The sequence below is a fragment of the Pseudomonas sp. WS 5051 genome, from assembly GCF_012985715.1.
GTDB classification, from domain to species: Bacteria; Pseudomonadota; Gammaproteobacteria; order Pseudomonadales; family Pseudomonadaceae; genus Aquipseudomonas; species Aquipseudomonas bubulae.
Map to the genome: position 1 here is coordinate 65176 of NZ_JAAQWV010000018.1, position 19382 is coordinate 84557.

Sequence of the window (19382 nt, forward strand, 5' to 3'; positions counted from 1 at the left end):
GCAGGGCAGCCCTTTGGCTGCCCTGCTCCACGCTCAACGACTCAAGCCTGCGCCTGACCCTCTGCAAGGAAGAACCAGGTTTCCAGAACGGTGTCCGGGTTCAGGGAAACACTTTCGATACCCTGCTCCATCAGCCATAGCGCCAGATCCGGGTGATCGGACGGGCCCTGGCCGCAAATACCGATGTACTTGCCAGCCTTGTTGCACGCCTGAATGGCGTTGGACAGCAGCTTTTTAACCGCCGGGTTGCGCTCATCAAACAGGTGCGCAATGACACCGGAGTCGCGGTCCAGACCCAGGGTCAGCTGAGTCAGGTCGTTGGAGCCGATGGAGAACCCGTCGAAGAACTCCAGGAACTCTTCAGCCAGGATCGCGTTGGAAGGCAGTTCGCACATCATGATCACGCGCAGACCGTTTTCACCACGCTTGAGGCCGTTTTCCGCCAGCAGATCTATCACCTGGCTCGCTTCACCCAGGGTACGGACGAACGGCACCATGATTTCAACGTTGGTAAAGCCCATTTCGTTACGCACACGCTTGAGCGCACGGCATTCAAGCTCGAAGCAGTCGCGGAAGTTTTCACTGATGTAACGCGAAGCACCGCGGAAGCCCAGCATCGGGTTCTCTTCCTCAGGCTCGTACAGCTTGCCGCCGATCAGGTTGGCGTATTCGTTGGACTTGAAGTCCGACAGGCGCACGATGACTTTTTTCGGTGCAAAAGCGGCGGCCAGGGTGCTGATGCCTTCAACCAGTTTTTCGACGTAGAAGCCCACCGGATCGTTGTAGCCGGCGATGCGCTTGTCGACGCTGTCCTTGATTTCCTGCGGCAGGCCATCGTAGTTCAGCAGGGCTTTGGGGTGTACACCGATCATGCGGTTGATAATGAACTCCAGACGGGCCAGGCCCACACCGGCGTTCGGCAATTGCGCGAAGTCAAAGGCACGGTCCGGGTTGCCGACGTTCATCATGATCTTGAACGGCAGGTCCGGCATGGCGTCCACGGAGTTCTTCTTGATATCGAAGCCCAGTTCGCCTTCAAAGATAAACCCGGTATCGCCTTCAGCGCACGAAACGGTAACGCCCTGGCCGTCTTTCAACAGCTGGGTGGCGTTGCCGCAACCCACCACGGCCGGGATACCCAGCTCGCGAGCGATGATCGCCGCATGACAGGTACGACCGCCGCGGTTGGTGACGATGGCGCTGGCGCGCTTCATCACGGGTTCCCAGTCCGGGTCGGTCATGTCGGAGACCAGTACGTCGCCCGGCTGGACTTTATCCATTTCCGACACGTCCTTGATGATGCGGACCTTGCCTGCACCGATACGCTGGCCAATGGCGCGGCCTTCAGCCAGTACCGTACCGGTTTCCTTGAGCAGGTAGCGCTCCATGACATTGCCGGCGCTGCGGCTTTTCACGGTTTCCGGGCGCGCCTGTACGATGTACAGCTTGCCGTCATCGCCGTCTTTGGCCCACTCGATGTCCATCGGGCACTTGTAGTGCTTCTCGATGATCATGGCTTGCTTGGCCAGTTCGCTGACTTCAGCATCGGTCAGGCAGAAACGCGCGCGATCGGCTTTTTCAACGTCGATCACCTTGACCGACTTGCCGGCCTTGGCTTCGTCGCCGTAGATCATCTTGATGGCTTTGCTGCCCAGGTTACGACGCAGAATCGCAGGGCGACCCGCTTCCAGGGTTTGTTTGTGAACGTAGAATTCGTCCGGGTTTACCGCACCTTGCACGACGGTCTCACCCAGGCCGTAGGCGCCGGTGATAAACACTACATCACGGAAGCCTGATTCAGTGTCCAGGGTAAACATCACGCCCGCGGTGCCGGTTTCGGAGCGCACCATGCGCTGTACGCCTGCAGACAGGGCGACCAGTTTGTGGTCAAAGCCCTGGTGCACGCGGTAAGAAATAGCGCGGTCGTTGAACAGGGAGGCAAATACTTCCTTGGCCGCACGAATGACGTTTTCAACGCCACGGATATTCAGGAAGGTTTCTTGCTGACCGGCAAAGGACGCGTCCGGCAAGTCTTCGGCGGTGGCCGAGGAGCGCACGGCAACGGCCATGTCAGGGTTGCCCTGGGACAAAGCGGCAAAGGCGGTACGAATTTCGGCGTTAAGCTTCTCCGGGAACTCGGCTTCCATGATCCATTGACGGATCTGGGCACCGGTTTTGGCCAGGGCATTGACGTCATCTACATCGAGCGCATCCAGCGCAGCGTGGATCTGGTCGTTCAAACCACTCAGTTCGAGAAAATCACGATATGCCTGAGAAGTCGTGGCGAAGCCACCGGGAACTGAAACACCAGCGCCTGCAAGATTACTGATCATCTCGCCGAGGGATGCGTTCTTGCCCCCCACATGCTCCACGTCATGGGCGCCGAGCTTATCGAGGGAAACTACGTACTCTACCAAGGTGATCTCTCCACTAACGGTGTTGGGAAAAGCTCAGGGCGCTGGATCCTCATCATGAGGCATCACAGCGATTGTGGCCTGGACCTGGAAAATAAGTGACACTGCCTGTCATGTAGCGCGACAAAAGCGCGCCTATCATATCCAAGAATCGTCACCAGCTTAAGGCCCAAGGCGCAAATGAAACGATCTGCTTTCTTTATATCCGATGGCACCGGTATTACTGCCGAAACCCTGGGCCAGAGTTTGCTGGCACAATTCGAAAATGTGACCTTCAGCAAGTTCACGCGCCCCTACATAGACAGCGTGGAAAAAGCGCGGGCAATGGTACAACAAATCGATAACGCCGCCGAAAAAGACGGATTCAGCCCGATAATTTTCGACACTATCGTCAATCAGGACATTCGCGAAATCCTCGCCACGTCCAATGGTTTCATGATCGACATCTTCTCCAGTTTCCTTGCTCCACTGGAGCAGGCGCTGGGTGAACATTCCTCGTATTCGGTGGGCAAGTCCCACTCCATTGGCCACAACTCCAACTATATGGAGCGCATCGAGGCGGTGAACTTTGCCCTCGACAATGATGACGGCGCCCGCACACACAAGTACGACAAGGCCGACCTGATCCTGGTTGGCGTGTCCCGTTGCGGCAAAACCCCGACCTGCCTTTATATGGCCATGCAATTCGGCATCCGCGCTGCCAACTACCCGCTGACCGATGACGACATGGAAAGCCTCAAGCTGCCGGCTGCCCTGCGTGAACACAAACACAAGCTCTTCGGCCTGACCATCGACCCGGACCGCCTGACGGCCATCCGCAACGAACGCAAGCCCAACAGCCGCTACTCCAGCTTTGCCCAGTGTGAATTTGAAGTGCGCGAAGTTGAACGCCTGTTTCAGCGCGAAAACATTCCGCATATCAACTCCACGCATTTCTCGGTGGAAGAAATATCGGCCAAGATCCTGGTCGAAAAAGGCGTGGAGCGGCGGTTTAAATAACAGCCCTGAACACATGAAACCTGTGGGAGCGAGCCTGCTCGCGAAGCCGGTAAAGCCCTTTCGCGAGCAGGCTCGCTCCCACTTCTGGCTCAAATCACCAACAGGTCCACAAACCGGTTAACCGGCGTGGCCTCCAGCGCCTGCTGATCCTTGCACAGGGTAAAAATCTGCGCACACCGCTGGCTCACAAAACGGGTGGCCAGGTTGGCCCTGAACTTGTCCTCCAGCAATGGAATCCCCTCATCACGACGCCGACGATGGCCAATGGGGTATTCCACTTCCACCTGCCCGGTGCTGGTGCCATCGCTGAAAAAAACCTCGATGGCATTGGCAATTGAGCGTTTGTCTGCCTCCAGGTACTCGCGTGTGTAGCGCGGATTTTCGACCACTACCATTTTTTCCCGCAATTGGTCGATGATCGGGTGGGCCGCGTGAAAATCATCTTCGTAGTGTTCTGCTATCAGATTGCCAAACGCCAGCGGTACCGCGGTCATGTATTGAATACAGTGATCACGGTCCGCCGCGTTGGCCAATTTGCCTTGCTTGGAAATGATCCGAATCGCCGATTCGTGGGTTGTAATCACGATTTTCTCGATATCGTGCAAGCGGTCCTTGACCTGGGGATGCAAGGTCACCGCTGCTTCGCACGCAGTCTGCGCATGGAATTCGGCCGGGAAGCTGATCTTGAACAGCACGTTTTCCATTACATAGGTGCCATAGGGCTGGCTCAGGCTGAACTGGCGCTGGTCCTCGGGCTTGAGCGCCAGATCCTTGTTGGTATGGCTGAACAGCACATCGTAGAAGCCCCATTGCGGCGCAGTCAGCACCCCGGGGATGCCCATTTCACCGCGTAATGCAATGTCAGCCAGACGCACCCCGCGACTCGACGCATCCCCGGCGGCCCAGGATTTACGCGATCCGGCGTTCGGTGCATGACGATAGGTGCGCAACGCCTGCCCATCCACAAAAGCATGGGACAGCGCCGACAGCAACTGCTCGCGAGTGGCGCCCATCAGTTTGGCGCACACCGCCGTCGAGGCGACCTTGACCAGCAGAACATGGTCCAGGCCAACACGATTGAAAGAGTTTTCCAGGGCAATCACGCCCTGAATCTCATGGGCCATGATCATTGCTTCGAGCACCGCCCGCATCGTCATCGGCGCTTCGCCATTGGCTACACGTATTTGCGACAGGTGATCGGCTACCGCCAGAATACCGCCCAGATTATCCGAAGGATGGCCCCACTCCGCCGCCAGCCAGGTGTCGTTGTAGTCCAGCCAGCGCACGATACAGCCGATGTCCCATGCCGCCTTGACCGGATCCAGGCGAAACGAAGTACCTGGGACCCTCGCGCCAAAAGGTACAACCGTGCCCTCGACGAAAGGCCCCAGGTGCTTGCTGCACTCCGGAAAACGCAGCGCCAGCAGGCCGCAGCCCAAGGTATCCATCAGGCAGTTGCGGGCAGTATCGAGGGCTTCGGGGGAGGTGATGGTGTAGGTCAGGACATAATCGGCAATGTCCTGCAAAACCTTGTCGTAATCGGGGCGGTTGTTGAGGTCGACGTTGGCGCTCATGGGGCAGTCTCCAAAGAGTGGGTAAGGGTCGTGTCCATCCTCAGGTTCATCGTGATTTTGCGGGTCTAAATGCCCGTTTGATGTATCAGAATCAAAAGCCCCTCACCCTGGCCCTCTCCCGGAGGGAGAGGGCCAGGGTGAGGGCAAAGGGTTCACCCGATCAAAAAGAATCACCCGGCACCCGCACCCAGCCTTCCATCAGTACCCGCGCACTGCGGCTCATGATGGCTTTGGTCACGGTCCATTCGCCGTCAACCTGCCGGGCTTCGGCACCCACGCGCAAGGTGCCCGAGGGATGGCCAAAGCGCACGGCATCGCGCTGTTCACCACCGGCCGCCAGGTTGACCAGCGTGCCCGGGATCGCCGCAGCCGTACCGATGGCCACCGCAGCGGTGCCCATCATGGCGTGGTGCAACTTGCCCATCGACAAGGCCCGCACCAGCAAATCCACACTCTGGGCACTGACCGGCTTGCCGCTGGATGACACGTAGTCCGCAGGCCCGGCAACAAAGGCGACCTTGGGCGTGTGCTGACGCTTGGCCGCGTCTTCAAGCTTGTCTATCAGGCCCATGCGCAACGCACCGTGAGCACGGATAGTTTCGAACATGGCCAGGGCTTTCGGGTCGCTGTTGATGTCGTTCTGTAGCTCTGCACCGCTGTAACCGATATCCCGCGCATTGACGAAAATCGTCGGAATCCCGGCATTGATCATGGTCACATTCAAGGTGCCGACACCCGGTACTTCAAGGTCGTCCACCAGGTTACCGGTTGGAAACATCGAACCGCCTGCCCCCTCTTCATCCGCTGCCGGGCTGATAAATTCCAACTGCACCTCTGCGGCCGGGAAGGTCACGCCGTCGAGTTCAAAATCGCCGGTTTCCTGTACCGCACCGTCGGTGATCGGCACATGGGCAATGATGGTCTTGCCAATATTGGCCTGCCAGATACGTACCACCGCCGTACCATTGCGGGGGATACGAGCGGGATCCACCAGGCCGCTGCTGACCGCGAACGACCCGACCGCCGCAGACAGGTTGCCGCAGTTGCCGCTCCAGTCCACAAAGGGCTTGTCGATCGCGACCTGACCGAACAGGTAATCGACATCATGATCCGCACGCAGGCTTTTGCTGACGATCACGGTTTTGCTGGTGCTGGAAGTGGCCGCGCCCATGCCGTCGATCTGTTTTTCGTAAGGGTCTGGGCTACCGATCACGCGCAACAACAAGGCATCACGGGCGGCACCCGGTACCTGAGCCACGGCGGGAAGGTCCAGCAGACTGAAGAACACGCCTTTACTGGTGCCGCCACGCATATAGGTCGCGGGAATTCTGATTTGCGCTGCGTAGGCCATATCACTGAGTCCTGTAGTAGCCGGGGCTCGTGGCCCCGGCGCTGGGGTTAGGCTGTCGCCGATTCCAGGAAGTCCTGGGCAAAACGCTGCAACACGCCGCCTGCTTCGTAGATCGAAACTTCTTCCGCAGTATCCAGGCGGCAGGTCACCGGCACTTCCAGGCGCTCACCATTTTTGCGGGTGATCACCAGGGTCAGCGTGGCACGCGGGGTGCGTTCGCCGATCACGTCGTAGGTTTCACTGCCGTCGATTTGCAGGGTTTTGCGGTTGGTGCCCGGCAAAAATTCCAGTGGCAACACGCCCATGCCCACCAGGTTGGTACGGTGAATACGCTCAAAGCCCTCGGCCGCAATGGCCTCGACCCCTGCCAGGCGCACCCCTTTGGCCGCCCAGTCACGGGACGAACCCTGACCGTAATCGGCGCCCGCGATAATGATCAACGGCTGCTTGCGTTCCATGTAGGTTTCGATGGCTTCCCACATGCGCATCACCTGCCCTTCGGGCTCAAGGCGAGTCAGGGAGCCCTGTTTGACCTTGCCGTCCTCGATCACCATTTCGTTGAACAGTTTCGGGTTGGCGAAGGTCGCGCGCTGGGCCGTCAGGTGGTCGCCGCGGTGCGTTGCGTATGAGTTGAAGTCGACTTCCGGCAAGCCCATTTTCGCCAGATATTCGCCTGCGGCGCTGTCGAGCATGATGGCGTTGGACGGCGACAAGTGGTCTGTGGTGATGTTGTCCGGCAGTACCGCCAGCGGGCGCATGCCCTTGAGCGGACGAGCCCCGGCCAACGCACCTTCCCAGTACGGCGGACGGCGGATGTACGTGCTCTGCGGGCGCCAGTCATACAGCGGCTCGACTTTCGGGCCGGTGTCTTCATGAATGGCGAACATCGGGATATACACCTGGCGGAACTGCTCCGGCTTCACGGCGGCCTTGACCACAGCGTCGATTTCTTCATCGCTCGGCCAGATGTCTTTCAGGCGGATTTCCTTGCCATTGGCGTCCAGGCCCAATACATCTTTCTCGATATCGAAGCGGATAGTGCCGGCAATCGCGTAGGCCACCACCAGCGGCGGCGAGGCGAGAAACGCCTGTTTGGCGTAAGGGTGAATACGCCCGTCAAAGTTGCGATTGCCCGACAGTACAGCCGTGGCGTACAGGTCGCGGTCGATGATTTCCTGCTGGATGGCCGGGTCCAGGGCACCGGACATACCGTTGCAGGTGGTGCAGGCAAATGCCACCACGCCAAACCCCAGTTTTTCCAGTTCATGGGTCAAACCGGCTTCGTCCAGATACAGGGCCACGGTTTTGGAGCCCGGCGCCAGCGAGGTTTTGACCCACGGTTTGCGGCTCAGGCCAAGCTGGTTGGCATTGCGCGCCATCAAGCCCGCAGCGATCACGTTGCGCGGGTTGCTGGTATTCGTGCAGCTGGTGATCGCCGCGATGATGACCGCGCCGTCGGGCATTTGCCCCGGCACTTCGTCCCATTGACCGGCGATGCCTTTGGCCGCCAGATCAGTGGTGGCCACACGGGCGTGCGGGTTGCTCGGTCCGGCCATGTTGCGCACTACCGACGACAGGTCAAAGCTCAGGCTGCGCTCGTACTGCGCACCCTTCAGGCTGTCGGCCCACAGGCCGCTGACCCTGGCGTAGTTCTCCACCAGTTGCACTTGCTGATCTTCACGACCAGTCAGCTTGAGGTAGTCAATGGTTTGCTGGTCGATGTAAAACATCGCAGCCGTGGCGCCGTATTCAGGAGCCATGTTGGAAATGGTGGCACGGTCGCCCAGGGTCAGCGCTGCGGCACCTTCACCGAAGAACTCCAGCCAGGCACCGACCACTTTCTGCTTGCGCAGGAACTCGGTGAGCGCCAGCACCATATCGGTGGCGGTAATGCCCGGTTGCAGCTTGCCGGTCAGTTCGACGCCGACGATTTCCGGCAGGCGCATCCACGAGGCACGGCCAAGCATCACGCTTTCGGCCTCAAGACCACCGACACCAATGGCGATCACGCCCAGCGAATCCACGTGAGGGGTGTGGCTGTCAGTGCCTACGCAGGTATCCGGGAAGGCCACACCGTCGCGCACCTGGATCACCGGAGACATTTTCTCCAGGTTGATCTGGTGCATGATGCCGTTGCCCGGCGGGATCACATCAACGTTTTTAAAGGCTTTTTTGGTCCACTCGATAAAGTGGAAGCGGTCTTCGTTGCGACGGTCCTCGATGGCGCGGTTCTTTTCGAACGCCTCGGGGTCGTAGCCGCCGCATTCCACCGCCAGCGAGTGGTCGACGATCAGTTGGGTCGGCACTACCGGATTGACCTGGGCCGGATCACCACCCTGCTGGGCGATGGCGTCACGCAGGCCGGCGAGGTCGACCAGCGCGGTCTGGCCGAGAATGTCGTGGCACACCACACGCGCCGGGAACCACGGAAAGTCGAGATCGCGCTTGCGATCGATCAACTGGCTCAGCGATGCATTCAGGGTGGCAGGATCACAGCGGCGTACCAGGTTTTCGGCCAGTACGCGGGAGGTGTAAGGCAATGTGTCGTACGCACCGGGCTTGATCGCATCGACGGCCGCACGGGTGTCGAAATAATCCAGCCGGGTGCCCGGTAATGTTTTGCGAAATTCAGTATTCATTGGCGCAGGACTCGATCACGGTAGTTACAAAAGAGGGAACCGGCTCCCACCTTCAGCGGGAGCCAGTGGCCTCACTCAGCGACGTTCGATTGGCACGAACTTGCGCTGTTCTACGCCGATGTATTCGGCGCTCGGACGGATGATGCGGTTGTTGGCACGCTGTTCGAACACATGCGCCGCCCAGCCGGTCAGGCGTGAGCAGACAAAGATCGGGGTAAACAGCTTGGTCGGGATACCCATGAAGTGATACGCCGAGGCATGGTAGAAATCGGCGTTGGGGAACAGCTTCTTTTGTTCCCACATGGTTTTGTCGATCGCTTCGGAGACCGGGAACAACACGGTGTCGCCCACTTCGTCGGCAAGTTTTTTCGACCAGCCCTTGATCACTTCGTTACGCGGGTCGCTGTCTTTGTAGATCGCATGGCCAAAGCCCATGATCTTGTCCTTGCGCGCCAGCATGCCGAGGGTGCCTTGCACCGCCTCTTCTGCCGAGCCGAAGCGTTCGATCATTTCCATCGCCGCCTCGTTGGCGCCGCCGTGCAGCGGGCCGCGCAGCGAGCCGATCGCTGCAGTGATGCATGAATACAGGTCGGACAAGGTCGAGGCACAAACACGGGCAGTAAAGGTCGAAGCATTGAACTCGTGCTCGGCGTAAAGGATCAGTGACACGTTCATCACCTTGACGTGCAACTCGCTCGGTTTTTTGTCGTGCAGCAAGTGCAGGAAGTGGCCGCCGATCGACTCTTCGTCGGTTACGCAGTGAATGCGCTTGCCGTCATGGCTGAAGCGATACCAGTAGCACATGATCGCCGGGAAGGCGGCCAGCAGGCGGTCGGTCTTGTCCTGTTGCTCGGCGAAGTCTTTCTCCGGCTCGATATTGCCCAGGAACGAGCAACCGGTGCGCATCACGTCCATCGGGTGGGCGTCGGCGGGAATGCGCTCCAGCACTTCTTTCAATGCCTGGGGCAGATCGCGCAGCTTTTGCAGCTTGGCCGTGTAGGCAGCCAGTTGGGTCTTGGTCGGCAGTTCGCCATATAACAGCAGGTAAGCCACTTCTTCAAAGCGTGCTTCGGCCGCCAGTTCACGTACGTCATAACCACGATAAGTGAGGCCTGCGCCTTCCTGGCCTACGGTGGACAGGGCCGTTTGCCCGGCCACCTGGCCGCGTAGTCCGGCACCACTCAATACTTTTGCTTCGGCCATTGCGCTTCTCCAATCTTGAATTTGTTAGGGATTCGGCAACTACTGGGTTCAATACATACCTGTGTGGGAGCGAGCCTGCTCGCGATTCAGGCAACACGGTTTGCCTGAATCACTGCGGTGACCCTATCGCGAGCAAGCCCGCGCCCACAGAGTCACAGTGTTCTGTTACTTCTTCGCGGCAAACAACGCATCGAGTTTCTGCTCGAACTCGTGGTAGTTGATGGCATCGTAAAGTTCCATGCGGGTTTGCATGGTGTCGATCACGTTTTGCTGGGTGCCGTCGCGGCGGATCGCGGTGTAGACGTTTTCGGCCGCCTTGTTCATGGCCCGGAATGCCGACAGCGGATACAGCACCAGCGATACGTCAGCACCGGCCAGTTGCTCGGTGGTGTACAGCGGCGTGGCACCGAATTCGGTGATATTGGCCAGGATCGGGGCTTTGACCCGGTTGGCAAACAGTTTGTACATCTCAAGCTCGGTAATGGCTTCCGGGAACACCATGTCAGCACCCGCTTCAACACAGGCCGCGGCACGTTCCAGGGCTGACTCAAGCCCTTCCACCGCCAGCGCATCGGTTCGCGCCATGATCACGAAGCTGTCATCGGTACGCGCATCGACGGCGGCCTTGATACGGTCGACCATTTCCTGCAGCGAAACGATTTCCTTGTTCGGGCGATGACCGCAACGCTTGGCGCCTACCTGGTCTTCAATGTGAATCGCCGCAGCGCCGAACTTGATCATCGACTTGACCGTGCGGGACACGTTGAAAAACGAAGAGCCGAAGCCGGTATCCACGTCCACCAGCAATGGCAGATCACATACATCGGTAATGCGTCGTACATCAGTCAGTACATCGTCCAGACCCGTAATACCCAGATCAGGTACGCCCAGCGACCCGGCTGCGACGCCTCCACCCGATAGATAGATGGCCTTGAAACCCGCACGCTTGGCCAGCAGCGCATGATTGGCGTTGATCGCACCCACCACTTGCAAAGGATGTTCGCTTGCAACTGCATCACGGAAACGCTGGCCTGGACTGTTCTTATTGCTCATGACTCACCTCGTGGAGTGGCTGTCTGCTGGGCACCGTCTTGGTAATGACGGGCAATATTGCGTTTAGATGCGCCGATATGTCGGCGCATCAACAATTCGGCCAGTTCGCCGTCGCGATCGGCAATGGCATCGAGAATCCGGTGATGCTCGGCAAACGCCTGATGTGGACGGTTGGGCGTGGCGGAAAACTGGATGCGGTACATGCGCACCAACTGGTACAACTCGCCACAGAGCATTTGCGTCAGGGTGCGATTGCCACTGCCCTGAATAATTTTGTAATGAAAATCGAAGTCGCCTTCTTGCTGGTAGTAACCGACGCCCGCCTGAAACGCCTCATCGCGCTCATGGGTTTCGAGCACCTGGCGTAGCTCGGCGATGTCTTCGTCACTCATGCGTTCGGCGGCCAGGCGGCAGGCCATGCCTTCAAGGGACTCGCGAATTTCGTAGAGTTCGATCAGCTCGGCATGGCTCAGCGACACGACCCGCGCCCCGACATGGGGGACGCGCACCAACAAACGCTGGCCTTCAAGGCGATGGATGGCTTCGCGCAATGGCCCGCGGCTGATGCCGTAGGTGCGCGCCAGTTCGGGCTCGGAGATCTTGCTTCCCGGGGCGATTTCGCCTTTGACAATAGCCGCCTGAATGCGCCGAAAAACGTTCTCGGAAAGGGTTTCCGAGTCGTCCTGGGCGATCGTGGCAGGCTCCAGTGCTTGCAGCATATTGTCGACACCTTGAAAATCAATAGTGCTGAAATTAGCTATTTCAGCCCTGATAGTCAAAGAATAAATCGATATTGTCGACAATCAAAGAATACGACCTTGGTTGTATCGACAGGGTTGATCGCCGCTTGCAAGCGCCTCGGCGCTGGCGCCATAAAACCATCATGTTAGAATGCCGACCGCATCCGCCCTGCCCTCATCCATAGGGCAGCCGCACGAGGAAACTTGCGCTCCTGCCAGTCGCCTTGAACTGAAGATTGCAAGAGACGTGCTTCGATTTATGAAATTGCTTCCCCTCTATATCCTCGCCTTCCTGCTGTGCATACCCGGCCTGAGCCTGGCTGGCGAAAAAACCGTGTACGGCCTCAACGAATACGCTGAACTGGCAGGTATCGACCTGCAGGTGGCGGCCAAACTCGACACCGGCGCCAAGACCGCCTCGCTCAGCGCCCGAGATATCAAGCGCTTCAAGCGTGATGGCGAGAGCTGGGTACGCTTTTACCTGGCCATCGATGATGCCCACTCGCACCCCATCGAACGCCCGCTGGCCCGTGTCAGCAAGATCAAGCGACGCTCGGGTGATTACGATCCTGAGTCCGACAAGAACTACACCTCGCGCCCGGTTATTTCCCTGGAAATCTGCATGGGCAAGGCTTTACGCACCATCGAAGTGAACTTGACCGATAGAAGTGCGTTCCAATACCCGCTGTTGATTGGCTCCGAAGCGCTCAAACGCTTTGATGCGCTGGTCGACCCAAGCCTTAAATACGCTGCTGGCAAACCTGCCTGCGTCGCCAACGCTCAAACCGCAGAGTAATTGAAATGCGCGCTCTTACCCTTCACCTGAAAATCTTGATCACCATCCTTGTGGTGCTGGGCATTTCGATTACGGCCTATCAGATTTTCGTCCTCGGCATTCCTGTGACCGAAGACGCCACGGACGACTTGTGGAATATCGACGCCAAGGTCGAGTTCGTCGCCAGCTCCAAAGACCCGGTCAAGATCCAGATGTTCGTGCCGCCGCTTAACCGCGACTACGTCAGCCTCAACGAGAGCTTTATCTCCAACAACTACGGGGTGAGCGTCAACCGGGTTGACGGCAACCGCAAGGTCACCTGGTCGGCACGCCGGGTCAGTGGCAAGCAAACCCTGTACTACCGCCTGGTGTTGACCAAGCGCTACTCGGGCGACAAGACCAAGGTCAAAGGCCCGGTGTTCCGCGACAGCATCGCCGTGGAAGGCCCGGAAAAAATCGCCGCCGAAGCCTTGCTTGCACCTATCCGCCAGCACTCGGCCGATGTCGAAACCTTTATCAGCGAAACCATCAAGCGCGTCAGCAATGCCAATGATGACAACGTGAAACTGCTGCTGGCGGGTGATCCTTCGACTGCGCACAAGGCACAAATCATCGAGCTGCTGCTGTCGATTGCCCACGTTCCAATGGAAAAAGTCCACACCATCCGCCTGGTGGCCGACCAGCCGCAAACCCCGGAACTGTGGCTGCGCAGCTTTAACGGCAACGACTGGCTGTACTTCAACCCGGAAACCGGCGAACAGGGCCTGCCATCCGACCGCCTGCTGTGGTGGATCGGCGACGAACCGATGGTAACCGTCGATGGCGGCAAAAAAGCCAACGTTACCTTCAGCCTGAACAACAGCGAAATGAACGCCATTCGCCTGGCCAAGCTGACCGACGAAAACACCGACGCCAACTTCCTCGAATACTCACTGTACGGCTTGCCGCTGCAGACCCAGCAAACCTTCATGATCATGGTCATGATCCCGATCGGGGTACTGGTGATCCTGATTCTGCGCAACCTGATCGGCCTGCAAACCCTGGGCACATTCACCCCGGTACTGATTGCCCTGGCCTTCCGCGAGACCCAACTGGGCTTCGGCATCATCCTCTTTACGGTGATCACCGCACTTGGGCTGACGCTACGTTCCTACCTTGAACACTTGAAGCTGCAGATGCTGCCACGCCTGTCTGTAGTACTGACCTTTGTCGTTATCCTGATCGCGGCCATCAGCCTGTTCAGCCACAAGCTGGGTCTGGAGCGCGGGCTTTCAGTCGCCTTGTTCCCGATGGTGATTCTGACGATGACCATCGAGCGCCTGTCGATCACCTGGGAAGAGCGCGGTGGCGGGCATGCCATGAAGGTCGCGATCGGCACCCTGTTCGCAGCCACCCTGGCGTATCTGGTCATGAGCGTGCCGGAACTGGTGTACTTCGTGTTCACCTTCCCGGCGATCCTGCTGATCATGGTGGGCTTCATGCTGGCAATGGGTCGCTATCGTGGCTACCGCCTGACCGAACTGGTGCGTTTCAAAGCATTCTTGAAGGCTGACTCCTGATGTTCGGCTTCTGGAAGACCTGGAAGGCCCTGGAAGCCCGGGGCATCATGGGCATTAATCGGCGCAATGCGGACTACGTACTCAAGTACAACAAACGCAGCCTGTATCCGATTGTGGATGACAAGATCATCACCAAGGAACGTGCAATCAAAGCGGGCATTCACGTACCTGAGATGTACGGCGTGATTTCCACCGAGAAAGAAATCGAAAAGCTGGATGACATCATCGGTGACCGCAACGACTTCGTGATCAAGCCCGCACAAGGCGCGGGCGGTGACGGCATTCTGGTGATCGCGGACCGCTTCGAAGACCGCTTCCGTACCGTCTCGGGCAAGATCATCAGCCATGAAGAGATCGAACATCAGATTTCCAGCATCCTCACCGGCCTGTACTCCCTGGGTGGTCACCGGGACCGGGCATTGATCGAATACCGGGTAACCCCGGACCAGATCTTCAAAAGCATCAGCTACGAAGGCGTGCCGGATATCCGCATCATCGTGCTGATGGGTTACCCGGTAATGGCCATGCTGCGCCTGCCTACCCGGCAATCGGGCGGCAAGGCCAACCTGCACCAGGGCGCCATCGGTGTTGGCGTCGACCTGGCCACCGGCCTGACCCTGCGTGGCACCTGGCTGAACAACATCATCAGCAAGCACCCCGACACCACCAACGCGGTGGACGGCGTGCAACTGCCCAACTGGGACGGTTTCATGAAGCTGGCGGCCGGTTGCTACGAGTTATGCGGCCTGGGCTACATCGGCGTGGACATGGTTCTCGATCAGGATAAAGGCCCGCTGATTCTGGAACTCAACGCCCGTCCGGGGCTGAATATCCAGATTGCCAACGATTGCGGCCTGACCCTGCGCACCCACGCAGTCGAGGCCCACCTCGAAGAACTGGCCGCCAAAGGCATCAAGGAAACACCGGAAGAGCGCGTGCGCTTTGCCCAGGAACTGTTCGGCCATATTCACCCGCCCGAATAAGCGTTTTCACACCTTTGGGAGCGGGCTTGCTCGCGATGCTATCAACGCGTTTTACCTGCTAAACCGCGTCGCTTCTATCGCGAGCAAGCCCGCTCCCACAGTTCTCGCAGTCCCCACAAGCCGCATAGATTTGCAACCCTGCACAGGACTACAATCAGCCCCCCCCGCTCCGATGGCTGATTTGCTGCGCATGTTGACCTGCTCCGTACACCCGCTGCCTTACCTCGCCAACCCTGCCGACTATTTTTCGGCCATTCGCAATGCACCCGGCGCCGTGCTGCTCGACAGTGGCCGCCCCACTGCAGACCGTGGTCGCTTTGACCTGATGAGCGCATGGCCTGAGGCGGAACTGACCCTGCAGCCAGACGAGTCGGGGCGCGACTTTCTGCAACGCCTGCGTGAAGGCCTCAAGCAACTGGGCGCTGCCAGCCTCCCGGACGAATACGAGCTGCCGTTTGCTGGCGGTCTGATCGGTTACCTGAGTTACGACTTTGGCCGACAACTCGAACAGCTGCCCGCCAACGCCCGGGATGACCTGCACCTGCCCGAAGCGCAATTGGGCCTGTATGCCTGGGCGCTGATCAGTGACCATTATGCAGCCACCAGCCAGCTTGTATTTCACCCAAGCCTCGAAACAGCAGAGCGCCAGCGCCTGATCCAGTTGTTCAGCCAGCCTGCCCCGTCGCACAACAAGCCATTCAATCTCAAGCAACCGATGCAGCCGGATATCAGCGCCAGCCAGTACCAGCAGGCTCTGGAACAGATCCATCGGTATATCCAGGCGGGCGACTGCTATCAGGTCAATTACACCCAGCGCTTCAGCGGCCAGTGCGAGGGCGATGCCTGGAGTGCCTATGGCGCATTGCGCGCGGCCTGCCCCACACCTTTTTCCGGCTTTATGAGCCTGGCGGGCGGCAACGCGATCCTGAGCCTCTCTCCTGAACGCTTTGTACGGATAAGTCAGAATCAAGTGGAAACCCGACCGATCAAAGGCACCCGCCCAAGGGGCAAAGACAGCCGCGAAGATGCAGCCAACGCCGCCGAACTGCTGGCCAGCCCCAAGGATCGCGCAGAAAACCTGATGATCGTCGATTTGCTGCGCAACGACCTGGGGCGCACCTGCCGCACCGGTTCGGTGAGCGTGCCGCAGTTGTTTACACTCGAAAGCTATCCCAACGTCCATCACCTGGTGAGCAGCGTGATCGGCGAACTGGCCGATGGCAAAGACGCCCTGGACCTGATTGGCGACAGCTTCCCGGGCGGCTCGATTACCGGTGCCCCGAAAATCCGCGCCATGCAGATCATCGACGAGCTGGAACCCACCCGACGCAGCATTTACTGCGGCTCTCTGCTGTACCTCGACGTGCGTGGCGAAATGGACAGCTCCATCGCCATCCGCAGCCTGCTGGTCAAGGACGGGCGCATCAGTTGCTGGGGCGGCGGCGGCATTGTGGCCGACTCCGACTGGCAGGATGAATACCAGGAATCCATCACCAAAGTGAAGGTACTGCTCGATACGCTGCAAACCCTGTAGCCCGCGCTTTTTGATAAGATCACGAGACTAGAGAGCGCCCAGCGCCATTCACTGCAGGAAGCCGCCTGATGAGCCATCCGTTTGACGTCGCCGAACTCGCCGCGACATACGCCAGCAAGTCCCCGCAAGATATTCTCAAACTCGCCTTTGAACATTTTGGCGACGAACTCTGGATCTCCTTCAGCGGCGCCGAAGACGTGGTGCTGGTGGACATGGCCTGGAAGCTCAACAAGAACGTCAAGGTGTTCAGCCTCGACACCGGCCGCCTGCACCCCGAGACCTACCGGTTTATCGAACAGGTACGTGAACATTACAAGATCCAGATCGAGCTGATCTCGCCGGATCAAAGCAAGCTCGAACCCTTCGTCAAAGAGAAAGGCCTGTTCAGCTTCTATAAAGACGGCCATGGCGAATGCTGCGGCATACGCAAGATCGAGCCGCTGCGACGCAAGCTGTCGACGGTCAAGGCCTGGGCCACCGGCCAGCGCCGCGACCAGAGCCCCGGCACCCGCAGCCAGGTTGCCGCCCTGGAAATTGACGGCGCGTTCTCCACACCCGAGCGCACGCTGTACAAGTTCAACCCGTTGGCACAAATGACCAGCGAGGAAGTCTGGGGCTATATCCGCATGCTGGAGCTGCCTTACAACAGCCTGCATGAACGCGGCTTTATCAGCATCGGCTGCGAGCCCTGCACCCGTCCGGTACTGCCCAACCAGCACGAGCGCGAAGGCCGCTGGTGGTGGGAAGAAGCCACGCAAAAAGAATGCGGGCTGCATGCCGGCAATTTGATCGCGAAGAACTAAAACACCCGCCTCCACACTCTGTGGGAGCGGGCTTGCTCGCGATGGATACAACGCGGTGTACCTGCCACACCGAGGCGATCCCATCGCGAGCAAGCCCGCTCCCACAGTTGCAAGTGACCGTTACATTTCATCGCCCGCCTTGCGTTTACCCCGGACTTTCGTTGAGAATTGGTAATTATTCTCAATAACATTTAGGCAGCGTCCTATGTCTTCGGGTGAACCGTCCTACCAGAGCGCTATTACCGAACTGTACTGCGAGCATCACGGCTGGCTGTTTGGCTGGCTACGCAGAAAGCTCGGTTGCGCGCAAAATGCCGCCGATCTGGCCCAGGACACCTTCGCCCGAATTCTCAATGCCCGCGAGTCGGTAGCCACCCTGCGCGAGCCCCGGGCCTTTTTGAGCACCACGGCACGCCGCCTGATCATCGATCAGGTGCGCCGCAAACAGATAGAAAACGCCTACTTGCAAGAACTTGCGCTGACCGCCGAGGCACTCGAAGGCTATCAATCACCCGAGCAAATTCTTACCACCCTGGAAGCCCTGGAGCAGATCGCCTTTATTCTCGAAGGCATGCAGGACAAAGCCCGCCAGGCCTTTGTGCTGTATTACCTGGACGGCCTGACCCAGTGCCAAATCGCCCGGCAACTGGGCCTGTCTGACCGCACCGTGCGCAAGTACCTTATCCAGGCCCTGCTGCATTGCAGCCACAGCCTGAACACCTGAGCCCGCATGCCCGAACAGCCCGATTCAATAGACGAACAAGCCGCCGAATGGATCCTTCGCCTGCACGAGGAAGGCTTCAGCGAGGGCTTGCGCCTGGAATTCGAGCGCTGGAAACAGCAAAGCCCGCAACACGCCGCCGCAGCCCGGCGCATGCAAGATGTCATCAACCGCCTACAGGCGTTGCGCCAGCAGTCGACGCCAGCCAAGGCAGCGCTCAATGCCGCATTTGCCGGGCGCAAGGCAGTCACCCGACGCAAACATGCCTTGCGCGCCCTGCTGATTGCCGGCTGCCTGGCCCTGCCGGCCACCCTGCTGGTGCAAAGCCATTATCCCGAGCAATGGCTGGCCGATATCAGCACCGGCCCCAATGACTGGAAAACACAGCGCCTGGCCGACAACTCGAGCATTACCCTCAGCGGCACCAGCGCGCTCAATGTACATTTTGACGGCCAGGCGCGGCGCATTGAACTACTGCAAGGTGAAGTACTGGTCGACGTCGCCCATGACAGCGCCCGGCCATTTTTCGTGGAAACAGCCCAAGGCAGCATGCGCGCCCTGGGCACCCGCTTTGTAGTCAAGCGCCAGGGTGACACCACCGTATTGAGCATGTTGCAGTCTCGCGTCGCCGCGCAAAGCGCGAACGAGCAGCAAACCCTGGAGGTGAGTGCAGGCTCCCGGGCGCTGATTCGCCAGGGCTCGGTCGAACTGGCTGGCAGCATCTCCCCGGCCAGCATCGATCAGGCTTGGGAGCGCCATCAACTGGTGGTTGAAGATCAGCCGCTGCCACAGGTGCTTGATGAAATTTCCCGCCATCGACGCGGGCACCTGCAGTTTGATCGCAACACCCTGGCCGGCCTGCGCGTCTCGGCTGTACTGCCTCTGGACGATACCGACCGGGCGTTGCAACTGATCGCCGACACCTTGCCCCTGCAGATCAAAACCTACACACCCTGGCTGGTTGTGATCAGCCAGTTGCACACCCCTGAAAAATAATAATTCCCATTCGTTCCGCTTTTGTCGAGTCAGCCGTC

At 59.0% G+C, this 19382-nt stretch carries 15 protein-coding genes; 8 read left to right on the forward strand and 7 right to left on the reverse strand.

The window, feature by feature from the left end; genetic code table 11:
* Nucleotides 1-41: 41 nt before the first annotated feature.
* On the reverse strand, nucleotides 42-2417 hold the full coding sequence (gene ppsA, locus HBN79_RS21090; RefSeq protein ID WP_095003117.1) for a phosphoenolpyruvate synthase: 2376 nt from the start codon (nucleotides 2415-2417) through the stop codon (nucleotides 42-44).
* Nucleotides 2418-2594: 177 nt separating this feature from the next.
* Between ppsA and HBN79_RS21095 the strand changes: the two genes are divergently transcribed.
* Nucleotides 2595-3413 carry a pyruvate, water dikinase regulatory protein gene (locus HBN79_RS21095; protein ID WP_016779906.1) on the forward strand — a complete coding sequence of 273 codons (819 nt, stop codon included), beginning with the start codon at nucleotides 2595-2597 and terminating at the stop codon, nucleotides 3411-3413.
* An 89-nt stretch (nucleotides 3414-3502) separates the two neighbouring features.
* Here HBN79_RS21095 and prpD read toward each other — a convergent pair whose 3' ends face one another.
* From prpD to HBN79_RS21125, 6 genes are all read right to left on the reverse strand, one after another.
* Complete coding sequence (gene prpD, locus HBN79_RS21100) at nucleotides 3503-4987, reverse strand: 2-methylcitrate dehydratase (RefSeq protein WP_169917145.1); 1485 nt, start codon at nucleotides 4985-4987, stop codon at nucleotides 3503-3505.
* A 160-nt stretch (nucleotides 4988-5147) separates the two neighbouring features.
* Nucleotides 5148-6338 (reverse strand): 2-methylaconitate cis-trans isomerase PrpF, encoded by a 1191-nt coding sequence (gene prpF, locus HBN79_RS21105; protein WP_095027251.1) that lies wholly within the window; start codon nucleotides 6336-6338, stop codon nucleotides 5148-5150.
* Between the two features lie 47 nt (nucleotides 6339-6385).
* Complete coding sequence (acnD, locus tag HBN79_RS21110; protein WP_095003114.1) at nucleotides 6386-8977, reverse strand: Fe/S-dependent 2-methylisocitrate dehydratase AcnD; 2592 nt, start codon at nucleotides 8975-8977, stop codon at nucleotides 6386-6388.
* Between the two features lie 75 nt (nucleotides 8978-9052).
* Nucleotides 9053-10180: a 2-methylcitrate synthase gene (gene prpC / locus HBN79_RS21115; protein ID WP_095003113.1), complete on the reverse strand. Its 1128-nt coding sequence runs from the start codon at nucleotides 10178-10180 to the stop codon at nucleotides 9053-9055.
* Between the two features lie 165 nt (nucleotides 10181-10345).
* On the reverse strand, nucleotides 10346-11233 hold the full coding sequence (gene prpB / locus HBN79_RS21120; RefSeq protein ID WP_019827683.1) for a methylisocitrate lyase: 888 nt from the start codon (nucleotides 11231-11233) through the stop codon (nucleotides 10346-10348).
* Nucleotides 11230-11952 carry a GntR family transcriptional regulator gene (locus HBN79_RS21125; protein ID WP_095003169.1) on the reverse strand — a complete coding sequence of 241 codons (723 nt, stop codon included), beginning with the start codon at nucleotides 11950-11952 and terminating at the stop codon, nucleotides 11230-11232. Before HBN79_RS21125 ends, prpB begins: the two co-directional genes overlap by 4 nt.
* Before the next feature lie 280 nt (nucleotides 11953-12232).
* On the opposite strand from HBN79_RS21125, the gene HBN79_RS21130 reads away from it, so the two are divergent.
* The 7 genes from HBN79_RS21130 (at nucleotide 12233) to HBN79_RS21160 (ending at nucleotide 19344) form a co-directional block, all read left to right on the forward strand.
* Nucleotides 12233-12769 carry an ATP-dependent zinc protease gene (locus HBN79_RS21130; protein WP_095003112.1) on the forward strand — a complete coding sequence of 179 codons (537 nt, stop codon included), beginning with the start codon at nucleotides 12233-12235 and terminating at the stop codon, nucleotides 12767-12769.
* A 5-nt stretch (nucleotides 12770-12774) separates the two neighbouring features.
* Nucleotides 12775-14307 (forward strand): inactive transglutaminase family protein, encoded by a 1533-nt coding sequence (locus HBN79_RS21135; RefSeq protein WP_095003111.1) that lies wholly within the window; start codon nucleotides 12775-12777, stop codon nucleotides 14305-14307.
* Nucleotides 14307-15290 carry an alpha-L-glutamate ligase-like protein gene (locus tag HBN79_RS21140; RefSeq protein WP_095003110.1) on the forward strand — a complete coding sequence of 328 codons (984 nt, stop codon included), beginning with the start codon at nucleotides 14307-14309 and terminating at the stop codon, nucleotides 15288-15290. Before HBN79_RS21135 ends, HBN79_RS21140 begins: the two co-directional genes overlap by 1 nt.
* A 190-nt stretch (nucleotides 15291-15480) precedes the next feature.
* Nucleotides 15481-16824 (forward strand): aminodeoxychorismate synthase component I, encoded by a 1344-nt coding sequence (gene pabB / locus HBN79_RS21145; RefSeq protein WP_095019650.1) that lies wholly within the window; start codon nucleotides 15481-15483, stop codon nucleotides 16822-16824.
* A 68-nt stretch (nucleotides 16825-16892) separates the two neighbouring features.
* Nucleotides 16893-17627 (forward strand): phosphoadenylyl-sulfate reductase, encoded by a 735-nt coding sequence (locus tag HBN79_RS21150; protein WP_095003109.1) that lies wholly within the window; start codon nucleotides 16893-16895, stop codon nucleotides 17625-17627.
* 205 nt (nucleotides 17628-17832) lie between these two features.
* Nucleotides 17833-18351 (forward strand): sigma-70 family RNA polymerase sigma factor, encoded by a 519-nt coding sequence (locus HBN79_RS21155; RefSeq protein ID WP_095003108.1) that lies wholly within the window; start codon nucleotides 17833-17835, stop codon nucleotides 18349-18351.
* A gap of 6 nt (nucleotides 18352-18357) precedes the next feature.
* Nucleotides 18358-19344, forward strand: coding sequence for a FecR family protein (locus tag HBN79_RS21160; RefSeq protein ID WP_095019620.1), 987 nt, complete (start codon nucleotides 18358-18360; stop codon nucleotides 19342-19344).
* Nucleotides 19345-19382 lie beyond the last annotated feature (38 nt).